Annotated in this window: 12 protein-coding genes; 8 read left to right on the top strand and 4 right to left on the bottom strand. The window is 38.5% G+C overall.

The genetic code is table 11. The features are described 5' to 3' along the window. Window positions 1-106: 106 nt before the first annotated feature. Window positions 107-1,480, top strand: a complete 1,374-nt coding sequence (locus tag L656_RS0120660; protein WP_024598303.1) for an IS4 family transposase — start codon at window positions 107-109, stop codon at window positions 1,478-1,480. A gap of 47 nt (window positions 1,481-1,527) precedes the next feature. Here L656_RS0120660 and L656_RS0120655 read toward each other — a convergent pair whose 3' ends face one another. Next, the gene (locus L656_RS0120655; protein ID WP_024600626.1) at window positions 1,528-3,195 is read right to left on the bottom strand and encodes a methyl-accepting chemotaxis protein; all 1,668 of its coding nucleotides are present in this window, start codon (window positions 3,193-3,195) and stop codon (window positions 1,528-1,530) included. A gap of 485 nt (window positions 3,196-3,680) precedes the next feature. On the opposite strand from L656_RS0120655, the gene L656_RS0120650 reads away from it, so the two are divergent. The 7 genes from L656_RS0120650 to pelG are packed head-to-tail and all read left to right on the top strand — an operon-like array spanning window position 3,681 to window position 15,343. Then, complete coding sequence (locus tag L656_RS0120650; protein WP_024600625.1) at window positions 3,681-6,389, top strand: endo alpha-1,4 polygalactosaminidase; 2,709 nt, start codon at window positions 3,681-3,683, stop codon at window positions 6,387-6,389. Further along, window positions 6,389-9,676: a tetratricopeptide repeat protein gene (locus tag L656_RS0120645; protein ID WP_024600624.1), complete on the top strand. Its 3,288-nt coding sequence runs from the start codon at window positions 6,389-6,391 to the stop codon at window positions 9,674-9,676. The genes L656_RS0120650 and L656_RS0120645 overlap by 1 nt, the downstream gene beginning before the upstream one ends. Before the next feature lie 14 nt (window positions 9,677-9,690). Beyond that, window positions 9,691-10,206: a hypothetical protein gene (locus tag L656_RS0120640; RefSeq protein WP_002958938.1), complete on the top strand. Its 516-nt coding sequence runs from the start codon at window positions 9,691-9,693 to the stop codon at window positions 10,204-10,206. Continuing rightward, entirely contained in the window at window positions 10,203-11,501 is a 1,299-nt protein-coding gene (locus L656_RS0120635; protein WP_024600623.1) for a PelD GGDEF domain-containing protein, read from the top strand. The genes L656_RS0120640 and L656_RS0120635 overlap by 4 nt, the downstream gene beginning before the upstream one ends. Continuing rightward, on the top strand, window positions 11,498-12,481 hold the full coding sequence (locus L656_RS0120630) for a HEAT repeat domain-containing protein (protein WP_024600622.1): 984 nt from the start codon (window positions 11,498-11,500) through the stop codon (window positions 12,479-12,481). Before L656_RS0120635 ends, L656_RS0120630 begins: the two co-directional genes overlap by 4 nt. After that, the gene (gene pelF, locus L656_RS0120625; protein WP_024600621.1) at window positions 12,474-13,991 is read left to right on the top strand and encodes a GT4 family glycosyltransferase PelF; all 1,518 of its coding nucleotides are present in this window, start codon (window positions 12,474-12,476) and stop codon (window positions 13,989-13,991) included. The genes L656_RS0120630 and pelF overlap by 8 nt, the downstream gene beginning before the upstream one ends. Then, window positions 13,979-15,343, top strand: a complete 1,365-nt coding sequence (gene pelG, locus L656_RS0120620) for an exopolysaccharide Pel transporter PelG (RefSeq protein WP_024600620.1) — start codon at window positions 13,979-13,981, stop codon at window positions 15,341-15,343. The genes pelF and pelG overlap by 13 nt, the downstream gene beginning before the upstream one ends. A 270-nt stretch (window positions 15,344-15,613) precedes the next feature. Here pelG and L656_RS0120615 read toward each other — a convergent pair whose 3' ends face one another. The 3 genes from L656_RS0120615 to L656_RS0120605 all read right to left on the bottom strand — a co-directional run bounded on the left by L656_RS0120615 (window position 15,614) and on the right by L656_RS0120605 (window position 19,140). Beyond that, window positions 15,614-16,615 (bottom strand): D-Ala-D-Ala carboxypeptidase family metallohydrolase, encoded by a 1,002-nt coding sequence (locus L656_RS0120615; protein ID WP_024600619.1) that lies wholly within the window; start codon window positions 16,613-16,615, stop codon window positions 15,614-15,616. Between the two features lie 11 nt (window positions 16,616-16,626). Next, the gene (locus tag L656_RS0120610; RefSeq protein ID WP_024600618.1) at window positions 16,627-17,952 is read right to left on the bottom strand and encodes a L,D-transpeptidase family protein; all 1,326 of its coding nucleotides are present in this window, start codon (window positions 17,950-17,952) and stop codon (window positions 16,627-16,629) included. A 210-nt stretch (window positions 17,953-18,162) separates the two neighbouring features. Then, window positions 18,163-19,140 (bottom strand): DNA topoisomerase IB, encoded by a 978-nt coding sequence (locus L656_RS0120605; RefSeq protein ID WP_024600617.1) that lies wholly within the window; start codon window positions 19,138-19,140, stop codon window positions 18,163-18,165. Window positions 19,141-19,422 lie beyond the last annotated feature (282 nt).

The raw sequence follows: 19,422 nt of genomic DNA, 5'->3' as shown, positions 1-19,422 counted from the left end.
TAGCTGTCTCTTATACACAAATCCCTGCTAAGAAATTAGCGGGGATTTTTTTGAACTAAATCTCAATGTCATGATCAGATCTTCAAATCTTGTTTGAGGGCACATTATGATTAACGAACATACTCATTGGGCAAAACAACAATTCGGTAAATCGGACTTAGGTGATCCAAGAAGAACAGCGCGTCTGGTAAAGTTAGCATCAACGCTTGCAAATGAACCAGGAAAACCACTTGTGAACATCACTCAATCCCCCGCCGATATGGAAGGTGCCTACCGCTTTATTCGCAACGAGAATATTGACGCAACGGCTATAGCAGAGTCAGGCTTTAAAGCCACGGTTGAACAAGCAAAAAGTCATAACTTATTGCTCGCATTAGAAGACACGACCACACTAATTTATAAGCATTCCTCCATTCGAGATGATTTGGGTCATGTCGGACGAGGAGCAAAACAACGAGGCTTGTTAGCTCATAGCGTATTACTGTTTGCGCCAGACACAAAGCAAGTTGTGGGATTAATTGAACAGTCTCGCTGGAGTCGTGATATCAACACGATTGGAAAAAGAGAAAAACACGCGACGACTTCTTACGAAGAAAAAGAAAGTTACAAGTGGGAGTCAGCGTCACGAGCGATGGCAGAGCGGCTGCAAGGACAAATGGCGAACGTGATATCGGTGTGTGACCGCGAAGCGGACATCTACGAATACTTGCAGTATAAACTGACCGAGCAGCAACGATTCGTCGTACGCTCGATGCAAAGTCGTCATATTGAAGAAGGTGAGGATAAGCTCTATGCGTTTGCAAGCGAGCTGATGAGTGCAGGCACCAAACACATCCACATTGCACAAAAAGGAGGAAGAAAAGCCCGAAGCGCAACACTGGATATCACCTATGCGCCAGTGACACTCAAAGCGCCTTACAATAAGAAAGGACACTCCCTCCCAGTTTACTATGTCGGCTGTACAGAGCGAGGAAACGCTAAGAACGGCTTAAGCTGGCACCTATTAACCAGTGAACCAGTCACCAGCAAAGAAGACGCCTTAGCTATCATCACCTACTATGAGCACCGTTGGCTTGTAGAGGAATACCATAAAGTCTGGAAAAGTGATGGTACGGATATCGAAAGTTTACGCCTTCAAAGCCAAGATAACATGGAAAGATTGGTGACGATTAATGGCTTTATTGCGACGCGAATATTGCAACTAAAGTTCACCAATGAGCAGCCTGATTCCCCAAGTTGTGAACAACTGTTATCTCCCAAAGCATGGAAGTTATTGTGGTTAAAGAGAATAAAAACACCATTGCCTGAAACTGCTCCAAATATGTCATGGGCGTATCAGGAACTGGCAAAGTTAGGAGGCTGGAAAGATACCAAGCGCACAGGGCGTGCATCTGTGAAAGTGTTATGGAAAGGATGGCTTAAGTTACAAGCCATCCTGGAAGGCTACGATTTAGCAAAATCTCTTGAGTCAGACTTGTGATCAAGAGACAGCTATTAGCGGCTTTTAGTGTAGGGCTTTGAGCTTTGTTAAATCTTAAACTGGCCAACTAAGTGTCCTAAGCTTTCACCACGCCCAGCTAAATGCTGACCAACTGAAGAGGTGGTTTTACTTGAAATAGTTAGCTCATTAACTATTTCTTGAATGGCAAACACATTACGGTTTATTTCTTCTGTAACGCTACTTTGCTCCAGCGCTGCTGTCGCGATTTGCGTACTCATGTCGTTAATTGATCTAACTGAGCTTGTTACCGCGCCTAAACTTTCTGAAATAGCACGAGAGGATTCAACAGAGCGATTACAACTACTTTGGCTTGCTTGCATTGCAGCAACTGCATCTGATACTAAATTATGTAGCTCACTCAACATTTCGCTAATCTCTAGTGTGCTAACTTGAGTACGACTTGCTAGGCTTCTTACTTCATCAGCAACAACTGCAAACCCTCTGCCTTGCTCACCTGCTCGCGCAGCTTCTATTGCAGCATTAAGTGCAAGTAAATTTGTTTGCTCAGCAATTCCACCAATTACACTTAGTACGCTATTAATCTTTTTAGATTGATCACTGAGTGAATCAACCTGTTCAGCAGCTAAGTTAATTTCTCCCATTAAGTTTGAAACCTCACTGAGTGAAATATCAACACACTCTTGCGCTTTAGCAACTTCTTGTGTTGCCGCTTGGGTTGACTCTGCCACTTGGTTTGTATTTTGAGCCACCTCATGAGAAGTAGCCGACATTTCAGTAATAGCCGTCGCAACAAGATCTGTTTCATGATTGTGATTAAGTAACTTGTCTTCAATTAATCGTGTTTGTGTATTTATATCACCAGAAGCTGTTTTTACATCGTGTGTTACATCAACCACATTAGCAATAATGCCATGTAGCTTACTTACAAACATATTAAATGCTTCGCCAAGTTGACCTATTTCATCGTTAGTATCAATGTCTAGACGCTTAGTTAAATCGCCCTCACCTTTTGCAATATCGTCAAGGCTTTGCGCCATGCGCTGTATTGGTTTTACCATTGTGTTTGCGGCAACTAACGCACATATAATTGTTAAAACAACCCAAAACAAAGCAATTAATAATAAGGTCATTACCTTATCATTCATGTGCTCTTGCATTGTTGTTTGGTATTTAAGTAGCTCTGCATCTATATCATCCATATATGCGCCAGTACCAATCATCCAGTTTGTGCCAGGTATCATTGCTGCATAGCCCATCTTTTCAACTAAGCCTGTGGTATTTGGTTTTTGAAAATGATAGTTAAAAGCGCCGCCGCCTTTTCTAGCTTGATCTAATAAGCCCACTATTATTTTTTTACCGTTAGGGTCAGTCATCCCTATTTTATTTTGTCCTTCAATAGCATCACCTAGTAATGCATGAAAAACACTAATGCCATTGGTGTCGTATATAAAAAAGTAACCACCTTGGCCAAATGTTAAGTCTCTTAAAGCGTTTTTAGCATCTTGCTCAGAGCCATTTGCTAATTGATAGCGAACAATTTTGCTAGCAATTTCAATTTCGGTACTTAATAACGTTTGCTTGTCACTTATCAGCTTAGTTTGAAATGATTCAAAATTTTGTTGCTGATTTTTATTCTCTAAATAATAAGAGCTCAGCATTAAGCTGATTAAGAGTAGCATTAGCGGTAAAATAGCTAGTAACAGCAATTTGTTTTTCAAGCTTAAATTACTCATTTTTTCTCCGAGGTGTATAAATGCATATATAGCGACAATTGCCAAAGTTAAATTACGACTGTTTACTATGTTTTATTGGGTTTAAAACGTAGTAAATAAAAAATTTGGTGAGAGTATACTCATACCTTGCTCTGCGTGCTGATATTATAGTCACAAAGGAGGTATTTGAACACTAAAAACACTGCGACCTTTGTATTAATCAATATATTATTTACCACCCTATTTGTTATATTCAAAATTCTAACGACTGTATTGATCTAAAATTAATTTGATAGCGTACTGAGCCGCTCGATTGCTTCGTATGTAATGAGTTAACTCATTAGTCATGTTAGTATTGGTTTTAGGTTCATATAAATAATGAACATATGGATATTAAACTTCCATTAACATATGATAGTCCTATATTCCTAATACCAAACAACTAGATAAAAATTGGAACACAACACTTTGAGCCACAGTTATAATCTAATAAAAATGAATTATTAATGAAGTATATTTTATACCTTGCACTTTTAGTGTCGGCTCACGCATTCGCAACGCCTGTAAATAATAGTATCGCTTTTTACTACTCAGCGCCGATGCCATTAGCCGAAATGACCTTTTATTCTCGCGTTGTAGTTCAGCCTGACCTTGTGACTGAGCACGAACTCAATTGGTTTAAACAGCGTGACATAGCTGTTTATGCTTATTTAAGTGTTGGTGAGTCGTTTATTGAAAGTGAGTCTTCACTCGCAGTTAACCCTAATTGGAATAGCCACATTGCCGATTTAACATCTACGCATTGGCAACAACATGTGCAAAATAACGCAGCTACTTTAAAAGCACGAGGCTTCAGTGGCTTGTTTTTAGATACTCTAGACAGCTATCAACTTTTAGATGATAAGCACAGTAAATCAGATCAACAAAATGGCTTAGTCGCAATTATAAAGAGTCTGTCTGGCACGTTTAATAAACACCTTATCCTCAACCGAGGCTTTGAGTTACTACCTAGACTTACCGGTTTAGCCAGCGATTTAGTGGCTGAAGGTTTATATAGCCATTACAACCCAATCAATAATAGCTACAAATTAACCACCGAGAACGATCAAGCTTGGCTAAGTGCACAATTAAAAACGGCACAAAAGCTTGGTTTTAAAGTACAAGTTATTGATTATGCACAGCCTGACAACCGTCTTACTATGGCGCAAAAAATTAAGCAGGCAGGTTTTACCCCTTGGGTAACTGATGGACACTTACAAACATGGGGTACATCAACTATATCACCAGTACCAAGACGCATCCTCATTCCGTACAACAGTAACGTAAAGCCACTCATTTACACTACCGTACATTTAAAACTAGCGACCATGATTGAGTATTTGGGATATATACCTGACTACATAGATATGGCAAAGCGCGACTTACCTTTAGTTGATCCTAGCTTGCATGCAGGTATTATCTCGTGGACCACAAGCGATACGTTTTACACACCAACACTAAACAATTGGCTTGAAGCTAATTTAGGTGTTGTACCAGAACTCATTTTAGGCGAGTTACCACAATCAACTAAATTATTATTAAGCTTAGGTATTGAGTCGTTAAACACACTACCTGAAGGTCCATATAAACAAGATAGCTTTGCACCTTGGCTCAAAGGGGAGTCAACAAAACCTCCCCCTATTGTTAAACCATACTTACTTAAATTAGCAACTGATGCGACTCCTCTAATAACAATAAAGTCTGCTAATAATATAAGTATTTTACAAGCGGCTAAAACTAAATATGGTGCAGTCGTGGCCGCTCCTTGGTTAATTGACACATTTCCGATGGAAGGCAGCAAATGGGTTATTGATCCGCGTACATTGCTTACTCAAGCAATGGGGTTACCACCTATATTAGTGCCAGATACAACCACCGAAAGCGGCAGGCGAATGCTTACTTTGCATATCGATGGAGATGGATTTACAAGTGTTGCCCACTACGCAGGTAAGCCTTATTCAGCAGAAGTAATTCGAGACGAAATAATTAAACACTACAAACTACCGTTAACGTCATCAGTGATCCAAGCTGATATTGAAGAAGGCGGTATTCATTCTAAACAAAGTGCCAAACTCGAAGGCATTGCGCGTAGTATTTTTAACTTGCCTTACGTAGAAGTTGCTTCACACACTTATAGTCACCCCTATTTTTGGACAGCCCTATCTGGGCGGAAAAAAATAGATGAAGACGACACAGATTACGGTTTTCATCTAGACGTGCCTGGCTACAACACAATTAGCCTTAAAAAAGAAATTACCGACTCGATAAAGTACATTAATGACAAGCTCGCACCTAAAAATAAAAAAACAGTAATGATGCTATGGTCTGGTGATGCAACACCTGGCCCAAAAGCACTTGAACTTGCTCGTGACGCTGGCGTGTTAAATGTCAACGGTGGTAATACTGATGTAAATGCTGATAACCCAAGCCTTTCTCACATCTCCCCTATCGGTCGCCCTGAAAGAGATTTGCTGTATCAAATTTACGCCCCCATATTAAATGAAAATGTTTACACAAACTTATGGCATGGCCCTTATTACGGCTTTAGACGCTTAACCGAAACATTCGAAATAACAGAAAAGCCATATAGGTTAAAACCTTACACTATTTATTATCACTTTTATTCAGGTGAAGTTCTTGCGGGCTTAGACGCCCTTAAACACAACATTGATTATGTTTTAGCAAGGCCAAATACACCGGTGCATTTAAGCCACTATGCAAAAGTAGCAAAAGATTTTTACTTTTCTGCACTTGCAAAAAACAGTAATAATGAATGGTTATTTAGCTCAAAGTACATTCGCACTCTGCGCAAACCTAGCGATTTTGATGTGCCAAACATAGCTCAAAGTGAAGGTGTATCTGGTGTAACTGAAAAAGGTGACTACATACATATTATAAATAACATAGCTCGCCTTAGCTTTGATCATAGCCAAAATAGTAAAAAACCTTATTTAGCGTCTGCAAATGTTGTTATTGATAACTGGCAAGTTAACGGACCGGTTAGTTTTAAAGCATGGGTGCCCGCTTCACTTGATTTAATTAATGCACGTTCTTGCGAATTTGTATCTAATTTGGGTGAACACTTTAAAGGTGTAACACGCACTAATGTGAGGCACTTTAATCTGCCAAAAGGTCAATTTTATGGTTACCTTAACTGCAACGGATCTGCTCTATAATGAATACTAAAAAGCGCCCTCAGTTAATTTCTATAAAAACAATATTAGCGTTACTAGCTGTAAGTTGTTTTGCACTTTATGCGTTATTTCCCCATACTTTATTTTTTGAAGATGATGCACTTTCACAAGATTATACCTTTGAGAAATCTTACCTTAATGCAGCGCTCAATACAGAGCCCGACAACGAAAAGCTTCGCGCTAAATTGGTTGAGCTACATATAGGGCTTAGTGAGTATTCACAAGCCACTAACGAGCTTGAAAAGCTACCTAGGGGCGAGCGCAAAGCAACACTTGAAATAAAGCTGCTTTACTCATTATGGCTAGCAAGTGGTGCTAAAGTTGACGACCGCTTTGAAGAGCTATCATTAAAAATAGGAGCTCATAAAAATTGGAACGAACAAATACTGACAATTGCAAAAGCCGTTGGGTTAAACGCAAAAGTTGCTCAGTATTATCAAAAAAATAAACAGCCACTCCTTGCAGCCGATTACTGGTTAAGCGCAGGCGAACCAGACAAAGCATTCGCTATTTATAAAACAAATATAAATGCTGACATTGCAGCTAAAGCGATTGAAACTGCACTTGGCGCAAATAATCCGATTCAAGCTTATGCATGGTGGAACACCTACGGTGACAAAGCCGATGTTAAACGCACCCTTTATTTAGCAAACTTGGCTGGCAACACAGAAGATGCAGCTCAAGCGATTGAAAGCTTATTAAAGACCGATCCAAATAACAGCGAGTACTTAACACAAGCAATGCACCTGCGTTTAGCAAATGGAAATGCAAAAGGAGCAGAACAATTACTCGCACAGTTATTACTACAGAGCCCAGATGACAAAGAGCTACATTTATTAAATTGGAAGATAAAGCGCTGGCAAAACAAGCCTAAAGAAGCTCTTCGAGAATTTAAATGGCTAATGTCTAACAAAGCAGTAACTCCTGCGATGCTTACCGACAGTATTAACGATGCCACCGCTTTATATTTATACCAAGATGCTAATGATATATACGAATACAAGGCGCAAAACAGAAGTCTGAAAGGCAATGGTTTTGCTAATTGGATGCAAGCTAACGAATTTATTGGTAACACAAAGCAAGAGTTAAACAATATTGAACGCTTTGAGAAAATAAATGGTAAAAGTGTATTATCACAATACTGGAAAGCAAAAGTGCTTCACGATACTGGTAATTTAAAAGCCTTAAGGGGCTTGTGGCCTACATATAAAGGGCCTAAAAATGAAGAAGATTTACTTTGGATTGCCCGCGCATTTTGGCTAGAAGATGACTTTTCTATAGCTCTGCAAGTACTAAAAAACAAACATGAAAGTTCTGACGATGAGTTTTGGAGTGCCAATGTAGACATGGCAATGCGAGTCCAAGACAAAGCTCATGAGCTATATGCATTAGAGCAGTTACAACAAATAAGCCCTTTAAGCGTAGGCGACATGCTGCACTACCAACAATTGCGCTTTGAAGGTAGGCCTCAGGAGCTTCTTGATTATTTATGGAAAAGTGAGTCGCAAACTGACCGTCAATTGATTCAAATTGCATTATTAAGCACACAAGTAAATGATGCTAAATCAGTTGCACGTATTCATGCTGAACTTGATAAACAACGATATAATAAAGCTCTCTATCCTGCTTGGTTAATTCTTTCTAATTGGTATCAAAACCAAAGTGATTTAAATTCAGCTTATACAACTTTAAACCGCGCTGCTAAATTAAGCGAATATGACTCTGATGTTGTGCTTGCACAAGGTTGGTTAGCGCTGCAAATGCATGACACTGTAATGATTGGCCGCATTTTAACGAGCTATTCTCAAAGCGACACTTCCTATGCGTGGACGCAGCTCTTAGCTAGCCTATCTATTTATGAAAAATCATATAATAGTGCTTACTTTTATTTGCGTAAATTAGCCATTGCAGATCCAAGTGACTTAACAACACTGGTTAACTTAGCCGATGTAATGAAACAACTTGGCTATTATGCAAATGCAGCTGAACTTAATCACTATTTACTGCAACACTTACCTAAAGATAAATATGCATACAGAGGCCTAATGTTCCGCTGGGCGGGCGCGATGGCTGTTCCTCATTTAATGCAATTAAACACAATGGAAGAACTTGCCCCCGACACTATTGGTGAGCCCCTAACAAACTGGTGGTTAGCGCGCAGGGCTGCACAAAAATTAGAGCCATGGCAAAAACTACAACTTTATATGACCAACGGCGAATTTAATAAAGCGAAACAGCTTATAGCTGAAGGTTCACTAAGCAAACTAGATGAGCTAAACGCCCTACTCTATTTAAAACAACCCTATGCCACCATGCAACGTTGGTACGAAGAACTCACTGGCGAGGCAAATGAATCGCAATTGAGTTTACTCAGAAATGCACGCGCATCCTATTTTAGAGCGCTTGAAATAAACCTATCGCCAGAGGCTGGTTTAAACAGTAGCCAGTTCGATGTAAACGTTTATTTTCCTTATGCTAATGGGCAATGGAAATTAAGTTTAAGTAATCAGCAAAACCTTGATAACAACGGATTACTGTTTGCGATAGAAGATAAAATGACCTTTGGTCGTTGGTATTTTGATGCAAAAATAGATTCGCACCAAGGCAGCTTAGTTAGCCGCCAAGGTCTTAGCTTAGACTCTCGTTATCAATGGGATTCACGAACACAGGTAGGTTTAAAGCTTGAATATAATGTTGAAAACCGCCAATCAGAAGCACTACTTAGCTATGCTCAGCTAGATAAAGCCACGGCCTATGTTAACTACAACATTGATGGTAGACAAAACGTACAGCTATCAGCAGCAGCGATGTCTTTTTCTCGAAGAAGCGATGGCAGCTCACTAATAAACGGCCAAGAATATAATGCTCGTTACCAATACAGCATTTTAAAAGACCGCCCAATTTGGAACGCTTATTTTAGTGCGCAATGGCAAGACTTTGAACGTGTTAATGCATTAATAAATACAGATTCAAGCAGAAGACCGCTAAGAGTTGACCTTCAACCATTTAGACGTTTTGCACTAGGGACTTCATTTGCTTCAACTGGCTCATTAGAACCTCCTTATTTAGGCGCAAGCCCTTCGTGGTTATTTGATATAAGTACTGGCTATCAAACACTTAACGATACAGTAGATGTATCAGTTTCAAGTGGCGCAGGTTGGTCTGTACTGGGCGATGATTTATTTAAATTACAGCTGGGTTACCAAAGTAGTAATAAAGTGGGTAACTCAGATACACAATTACAATTAGGTTATTACGTACATTTTTAATGTTAGGAGAGAGTATGTTTCGTTTAATTATACCGTGTTTGGTATTACTATTATCAGCATGTACCACCAGCAGAGTTGCTGATGATATAGAGCTTAGCCCTTCGAAAACAGTGGCACTAATGCCGCTTGTTAATCATGCTCAAACACCGCTTGCCGGTGAGCGTGCTGAAGATATTTTAGCCAGTATTTGGCAACAAAATAAATTACCAACTCTAATACGTGCACCTCGCGTAAATAGCAAAGAGCTTCCACCGCTGGATGATCAATACCGTTTAGACAATGCTATGCAATGGTTAAGCACTCAACAAGCTGACTATGTACTAACAGGCAGCATTGAAGAGTGGCGTTATAAAGCAGGGCTTGATGGCGAACCTGTTGTTGCACTTACATTATCACTCACTGTAAATGGACAAACCACACCAGTTTGGACAGGTACTATTGCTAAAAGTGGCTGGGGCCGCGATAGCATTGCAGCAACAGCACAAGATGTGATTGCCGATTTAATTTCTTATATAGAGGTTAGTGAGTGAAAACACATTTCCTTAGACCAAGAGACGTTCCTGAGCTACAAATATGGGCTGAGGTATTTATATTTACCGCGCTTGCTTTAGGGCTGCCTGTATTATTTAACGCACAGGACCCATTTTGGACTGAGGGAGGGTTTTCGTGGCCTGTACTTGGCCCACTTTTAGTTTCTTTACGCTATGGCTTTTCAAAAGGCTTTATTAGTATTTTATGTTTGCTTGTTGGCCAACTTTTTTTACTTCAAGCAAATATTTTATCACCGCAAAGCGACTTCAATATTAACGCTATGATTGGCTACATCATTGTAATTATGATCACAGGCGAATTTAGAGATGTGTGGGAGCGTACTAATCAGCAGCAAAGTATTCAGCTTGAGTACGTAACAGATCGTCTTGAAACATTTACTCGTCAGTATCATTTAATTAATTCATCTCACGATAGAATTGAGCAAATGCTAGCTGGCCATACGTTAAGTTTACGTGAATCGCTACAAGCAGTAAGAACCTCTATCGGGCTATTAAAAGAAAGAAGACTTGATAGCGCAGCGCAAAAAATAATCGACTTGTTTGTTGAGTACGGTTCGCTAGAAAGAGCGGGGTTATATAAAGTTGAAAACGACAGTGTTTTAGAGCCACCACTTGCCTCTATAGGTAAAATGAGTCCAATAGCTAAAAACGATCCTCTTATATTAGCAATGATCGAAGAAAAAGAATTAGTATCGGTAAAAGACGGAAAAACATCATCGGGTATAAGTAAATACCATATGGCAATCCCACTTATCGACGTAAACAATACTATTTACGGCGCTATTTTGGTTGAAAGAATACAATTTTTTGCGCTTAAAAATACAACTCTAACATTACTTGCTGTAATGGCTGGGCATATAGGCGATTTACTTCGTCATGAAATAACAAACCCAGTAATGACGTATGAAGAGTCTCCATACTTTATTCGCCAAGTTAAGCGCGCAAATAAAGAAGCAAAACGATACAACATTCCATCGCAGCTACTAAAAATAAAAGCCAACAATATTACTGATAAATCGACTCAACTTATGAGTTATTTAAGTGAAGCCCGTCGTGGTTTAGACATTTATTTATATGATGATAAAAATCAGGTATTACTGCTATTAATGCCATTAGCTGATGAACTTGAAAAAGCAGGCTTTATTGCCCGAATGAACACTTGGTGTAAAGAGCGCACTGGTAGCACTTTAGCTGAGCTTGATATTGTTATTGAGCAACAACTTGCACTACCAATAAGCTCAGATGACATAAAGAGATTGGTTTCACTTTCATGATTATAATTATTGTAGCGGCTATTTTAGGGTGTATTTGTCAGTACTTTGCACTAATAGAAGTACTGGAAACACCTAATTGGTTTTTAGCTATACTATTGCATGCTATTGCTAGCATCCTTTTTGCTTTTGTTAGCTATTTCCTGATACCTAAAAAATACAAAACGACTCCCTATAGCTCTTTAGTACTCATGTTTTTATTGTTGTTTACATTGCCTGTACTTGGAATTATAGGCGTTGTAGTAGCGCTTACGTTTGCTCTGTGTAAACCACTCAAAAACGATGACATAGAAATTGAAGAGCATAAAATACCTGAGCTTCCTTTTGAAGCCAGAGCAATATCAGCAAACCCGACCTATTTTATGGGAGGACTTAAAGCAATTTTGAAGCACGCGAGTGAACCAAATAAACGTCTAAGTGCCGTAATGGCGGCTCGTCACATGAGTGACTCACAAGCTATTCCTATTTTAAAGCTAGCACTTAAAGATTTAGAAGATGATATTCGCCTACTCGCCTACTCAACCCTTGATGGTAAAGAAACCAAACTCAACGAAAAAATCAGTTTGTACCAGCAAGAAATAGCCATTACGACTAAGCAGCCAAAGTTAAGTAATTTACAAAAACAACTAGCCGAACTTTATTGGGAACTTAGCTACTTAGGTTTAGCACAAGGTCCGCTTCGTAAATACGTTTTAGAAAAAGCCGAAGCACTTGCACAGCAAAGTATTGAGCACGTAAAAACACCTGCAACCTTTATATTTTTAGGGCGTATATCTTTAGCCTTAAACAAATACGAAATAGCCCATGGGTACTTACTAAAAGCAACTGAGTCGGGCATGGCAAGGCGTCATGTTCTCCCTTATAAAGCCGAAGTTGCCTTTTGTATGAACAAGTTTGACGACTGTAAACGCTACTTAAAAGAACTCCCAGAACAACCTAAGGGCAGTGAATTACGTCATTTACAGGAGTATTGGCATGAGTAACAAAAATGCAGACATTTTACTGCTTTTAGAAGGTACTTACCCTTATGTGCGTGGTGGCGTATCTAGCTGGGTTCATCAAATAATTGAAGGGTTACCTCATTATAACTTTGAGCTTGTTTTTATAGGTGGAGCGCCAGAGCATTATGGCGAGATTCAATATACCTTGCCTGAAAACGTTACCAAGCTGCATGTTCATTATTTAGTACAAAATGATACCTCTGAAATAAAAGCTAAGCACGGGGTTAAATATAAAAAAGAACTTTTTGATTTTTGGCAGCAACTACAAAATTATTTTAGAGACTGTAACGAGCCAATCCCGAGTGAATTATTAAAGTTTGCATTTGAAACTTTAGCTAAAAAAGACGGTATTAACGAAGCCGACTTTTTATATAGTGAATCTTCATGGCAAGTACTCACTAATTATTATTCAACTTTTTGTGATGAATCCTCTTTTATTGACTTTTTTTGGTCATATCGCAATTTATATAAACCGCTATTTAAAATAGCCGAAATTGCACGAGGGCTTCCTAAAGTTAAACTTATTCACTCAATATCTACCGGGTATGCGGGTATTTTAGGATCTGGCGCCAGTGTAATAAGTAATACTCCCTTTTTGTTGACCGAGCATGGTATTTACACCAAAGAGAGAAAAATAGATCTTATTCAAGCCAGTTGGATCAAAGAGTCAGAACAAAGCCTAGGTAAAAACTTAAATACCGAGATGGGCTTTATTCGCCGTATGTGGATCAGCTTTTTTGAGCAAATTGGTCGAACAACATACCAAGAAGCAGATAAGATCATTTCGCTATACGACGGTAACAGGCAGCGCCAAATAAAAGATGGTGCAGCACCTGAAAAAGCATTTGTTGTGCCTAATGGCATTAAAACAGTGCGCTTTATTGAAGCGTTTGATCAGCGTCCAAAACAGATACCCCCGGTTGTTGGGTTAATTGGACGTGTAGTGCCTATAAAAGATATTAAAACCTTTATACGTGCGATTAAAGAAGCGCAATCGATATTACCAGAGGTCGAAGGCTGGATCATCGGCCCTTTCGAAGAAGATCCACAATACTACAAAGAGTGTGAGCTACTGGTAGGCAGCCTTGATTTACAAAACAGTGTTAAGTTTTTAGGTATGCAAGATATTACTAAAATTTTGCCTCAGCTCGGAATTGTAGCTTTAACCTCGATTTCTGAAGCGCAGCCTTTAGTGCTTTTAGAGGCAATGGCGGCTGGTGTGCCTGTACTTGCTAGTGATGTTGGCTCGTGCCGCGAAATAATCGAAGGCGGAACCGATGAAGATAAAGCATTAGGTAAAGCCGGTGAAGTTGTCCCAATTGCTTCTCCGAGCGACACAGCAAAGCAAATATCAAACATGCTAACAAATGAGCAAGCTTGGCTTGAGTATCAAAAAAGTGGTTTAGACCGCGTACAAAAATTTTATGACGAGAGCCACATGTTTGCCCGTTACGATAAACTTTATAAGGATACAATAGCATGGCTGGAATAGGTTTTGAGATACGAAAAATTCTCAAAAAAAATACCCTGCTCTCAGTTTTTGAAGCATACGGCTACGCAGGTTTAATAGGCTCAGGGCCTTGGTTGCTCTCTATTGTAGCGTTAATGCTTATTGGTATTTTAAGTTTAGGAATTGTATTACCTAAAGTACTTATTATTCAATTTTTAACGCTTGTTACCTACATGATGGCCGCCTCACTTATTTTAACGGGTGGTTTGCAGTTATTACTAACTCGATTTATTGCCGATTTATTTTTTCAAAAAGAAGAGGCAAAGGTACTGCCTAATTTACTTGGTGCACAGCTTATAACGACAATAGCCGCGTTATTGGTAGGCTTGGCTGTATGGCCTATGCTCCCTATACCCGTTGTTACTAAGATTATAATTTTAGGTGCCTTTGTAAGCTTATGTAATCAGTGGCTTGGCGCTATTTTTCTATCAGGTATGAAAGAATACAGGTTAATTTTAATAACCATGCTAAGTGGTTACGCCTTTATGGTATTACTTGCATACTTATTAAGAGACTGGCAGTTAGACGGCTTATTCCTTGCGTTTTTTGCAGGCGAAGCTCTGCTCTTTTTTAGCTTTTTGTTTATGATTATTCGCCGCTACCCTGGTGAAAAACTTATAAGCTTTGACTTTTTAAGCAATAAAAAAGTGTATTACAGCCTATTCTTTTGTGGTCTGTTTTATAACATTGGTGTGTGGGCTGATAAAATCATTTTTTGGTATTCACCAAGCACATCAATTCAGATTATTGGCACGTTAAGAGCCAGCCCAATTTACGACTTACCTATATTTTTAGCCTATTTGTCTATTATTCCCGGTATGGCAGTATTTTTAGTAAAAATGGAAACCGACTTTGTAGAAGAATACGACCGTTTTTACACAGCTATTCGAGAGGGTTCATCGTTAGAAGAGATTTACTATTTAAAAGATAATATGATCCAAACTGCACGTGCCGGTTTATACGATATATTTAAAATTCAAGGTATTACCGTTGCCTGCTTATTATTATGGGGCGAGCAAATACTTACCTTTATTGGTATTGATCCAAACTATAAAACGCTTTTATTTATTGATGTAGTTGGTGTGGGTGTACAAGTTATATTTTTGTCTATTTTAAATATTTTGTTTTATTTAGATAAACGCTCAACCGTCCTGTTTTTAGCGGGGCTATTTTTGGTAATAAACGTTGTTTTAACTTTGCTATCAATCGCTTTTGGGCCGCAGTTTTATGGTTACGGCTTTGCTCTCTCAACTATTGTTACCTCTGTTGTTGGGTTATTTTGGCTTTCTAAACAATTTGAAGATTTAGAATACGAAACGTTTATGCTGCAATAGCATAATATAAAGGCTGCTTATGCAACCTTTATATTTAAAGCTTTTCGTACAAAATTAAAATAATTAATTATTGGAAAGCGGCTGATACACACCATGTTTATAGCTCATATAAGCGCCTCAGTTTAAAGTAAAAAAGACTAGCTCAGTAAAGGTATAAAATTGTTATAAAACAAAGGACTTATAAAAACCAAGCTACCTTGGCTTAGCTAATCTCTTATACAATTAGACTTAGCTAGTTTAGCTTTATGCTAAATGAGGTAGCCGTTGCCATTACTTACTCACCCATCGCGCTTTAAAACCACGCGTATCAACATGTATAAATGCGCCTCTGTGCGACTTAGGCCCATAAATACCTAAACCACCTAGTAAACCTTTAAATGATTCACGTCTAGCTAACGACTCCACTATATCGGCCATCGCTTTAGCGTCACCAATTGAATGCTTACCGTCATTATTAATATCATCCATACGGTAGTTGCCATCGTTATCTATAAAAATATCGGCAGCATCACCAAATACATGTCGGCTAAGTTTTACATTGCCAATTGATTTGTTGTAGTACGGAGTTCTATAACCGCTCATAACCACCATATTACTAACCGGTATACCTTCTAAAATCAGTTCTTTGCGTATTTTTTCTAGTTTAAGTAACAACTTATTTTGTAAAAATAAATACTTTGGGTACTTACTTCGCTGCTTACTAACAAATTCCTTTAGTGAAAAGTGAGGTGATATTTTTACGTTTTCATTTTCAGGCGTTACCTTAACAAAGCCATCGGGCACTATGTAGTGTGAAGCGTCTTTAATCTGTGAAGGTTTAGGATAGTGCCCAATGTGGTAATACTTGAGCTTTCCTCCATCAACATTGTCTGCCGGTACTTTTACAAATACGTTGATTTTCATACGCTGTTTTTTATCGGGCGACTCAATAATTACCGTTGTTAAACCGGGCTCTTTGGGTGCTTGCCATTGCCAACGGTTGGTGTCTGTAAGCTTAGATTTCCCCTGAGTGTTAATTAGCGTGTAAGCATTTTTTGATTGCGCAAAAAGCACTTCAAACTCAACTTGCTCTTTGGGCATTAAAAATACTGAAAACACCGAATATGGCATAACTATATCGTTAACTTTTAGGCTAAATTCTGCATCTTCAAAGTTGGCTTTATTTTTTATATCAACTACTCGATGCGCAGGCTTTGTAGGCGCGGCAGCAAATACACTATTGCTAAATATAATTGTGAATATGGCGATAGAAATATAATGAATAAATTGCATAAACCCTCTCATTATCTATTTTTTAATAAAGCGGCAATCACCGACTGTTCATCATTTTTTAATAGCGCTTTTTTATCGCGTTGATATATGTCATCTCTAAAGTTAACCAGCTTATTTTCGTCAACCCATGCAGTCCAATAAACTAAATGAATAGGAAGAGGCTCATCTAAATAAAACGTCTGAGTACTGTTTTGAGCAAGTGCGCTGTCCATATTATTGAGTGTTTGCGCTTCTCCTTCGTACTTAATAATTTCACGCGCTAACGAAAAAGGCTTTTCTATTCTTATACAGCCATGCGATAAGGCTCGGTTTGCTTGGCTAAAGCGGTGCTTTGCTGGTGTATCGTGAACATAAATTGCTTCGGCATTGGGGAATAAATACTTAACTTCCCCTAGGGGGTTTTCTTCACCAGCACGTTTTACTAAAAAGTGATCAAATTGGTACGGCTTAATAGAATCCCAATCAATATTGCTTGGATTAACAGTTTGTGAGTCTAGGTAGCTGTTTTTTCTAATTTCAATATTATTTTTTACAAGATAGTCAGGATCCTCGGCTACCTTTGGAGCAATTTCTTTGGTGGCAATTGAGGTGGGTATACGCCACTCAGGATTAACTACAAACTTTTCTATTTCGTCACTAAATGCAGGTGTTTCCCAACTTGGTTTACCTACAATTACGTTATTTTTTAATTTTACATCGCCAGTTTTTACAAATCGTAAGCTGTATTCAGGAATATTTACATACACATATTGCTCATCACTTGCGCCTGCAAAATTAGTTATTCTATAAAAGTTAAGTTTTAATTTATCGAGTTTTTTCTGTGCAGGCACATTAAGCGATGCAAAAGTACGCTTGCCCACTCGGCCATCAACTTTTAAACCATGGCGGCTTTGAAATTGCTTAACAGCTTGCTCTATATCTTTATCAAACGTGCATATAGCTTCGTCGCATACATTACTTTTTAAGTCACGTTCTTGATATAAACGCTGTGCAAGTAAGCTCACCTCTTTATTATTACTACCCAGTTCAAGCAATTCATCGTTATATAAGTGTGTAAAACCACCGTTGTTAACTATTTCTTGATACCAATTAATCGCTTTTTCTGTACGCTCAATTAACTGCGCTGAATATTGGTCAAAGTAGTAGGTGTCATCAGCTTGCATGTACTTTTGTGAATTGTAAGTAGTTAGTGAAGAGTTAGCGAGTACCATACTCTCAAGCTCATTGGCAGCAAGAGTGGATGCTGAGCATAAGCCGCTCATGCCAATAAACAATGCAGTTTTTAATGTAAAACCCTTTGCTTTAGTAAGTGCTTGATTTGAAAATGACCCCTTCACTGTGTACCTCCTCGCTAAATATCGTTGATAAATGCTTTTGTACTTACCACTAAGTAGTACACTGGAGGTGCAACGGTAATGCCAAATTAAAGTTTCAAAATAAACAATTGAAATTTAATGACTTTTTAAAACCCCTTATTCTAAACGTTAATAAATTAAACTAGAGAATATGTAATTAATATGCTCAAGTGTGTAAAGTTGCTATGGCAATTAATCTTTTAAAAAAGCTAAAAAACCACGTTCATAACGACTCAAGTACTTTGTTTTTCGTGGTAATGAAAGGGACTCTCTCCACGCAGTTTGAGTATCTTCATCTTCTTTACACAGCGTAATTAAATCGGGATGCACATAAGATTTGCGTGCTATAGCGGGAGTATTACCAAGTTGCTCAGATACGCTATCAAGCATGCTTTTTAAACTAAGCGCCCCTTTAGCTTTAGCTAATTGTTTGAATGCAATAACGCTTGCTCGCCAAGTTCTAAAGTGTTTTGCACTAAACTCCTCGCCCATTATTTGCTGAATGTATTGATTTATTTCACTTGATGTTACATTTGTGCGCTCACCTTCATTTATATACTGAAATAAATGCTGCCCGGGTAAATCTTGTAAGTCTTTTATAACATGGCTAAGCACCCTGTCGGTTATATTTACTTCACGTTCCTTACCTGATTTGGCACGATATTTTAGCTGAATATTTTTGCCCGTTAGTTTTGCATGGCGTGTTCGTAATGTTGTAGCACCAAAACTTTTATTTTGCTTTACGTTACGCTCGTTACCTACCCTCAATGCACCTAAATCCATAAGTCTTACAACTGCCGCTAAAGTGCGCTCAATATTAAGCTCATCGCCTTGTAAGTCTGTTTCTAAACGCGCTCTTAACAAAGGGAGTTTATTACCAAATACTCCACATGCTTGGTATTTTTTTGCTTCTTGTTGCGCCCTAAATTCAGGATGGTAGCGGTATTGCTTTCGCCCCTTACTATCAAATCCTGTCGCTAAAATATGTCCGTTTTCTTCTGGGCAAAACCAAGCGTTTTTATAGGCAGGCGGAAATGCCAATCCATTCAAACGATCAATCACATTTTGCTCTTTTATTTGCTTACCGATTGGATCAAAGTAAAGCCAACTTTTCTGTTTAAGTTTACGAGTGATCCCTGGTAAATTATCGTCTACATAAATTAGCTTCATTAACCCTCCAGTTATATTTAAGCATGCGTCGAGCTTTAAAATGTATCACTTTAAAATAACCTTAAACTGAACAAGACTATTGATATATAATAAAAAACAAACAACAATTATAAATACTTAATATATATTAATAATTCTATTTAGGTTTTTGTAAAAGTAGGTAGAACTTACGTGCCAGCAGCGAGTCTATTACGATTAAACTTGATGCACTCGGCGCTAAAAGTAACTACTTTAGATAGATTTATTATCCTAAGTTCAGATTAATTACACTTTGTCCCCCGC

Origin of the sequence: Pseudoalteromonas sp. TAE56, from assembly GCF_000497955.1 — a bacterium.
Taxonomy (GTDB): domain Bacteria; phylum Pseudomonadota; class Gammaproteobacteria; order Enterobacterales; family Alteromonadaceae; genus Pseudoalteromonas.
This window is presented reverse-complemented; position numbering and strand designations above follow the sequence as displayed.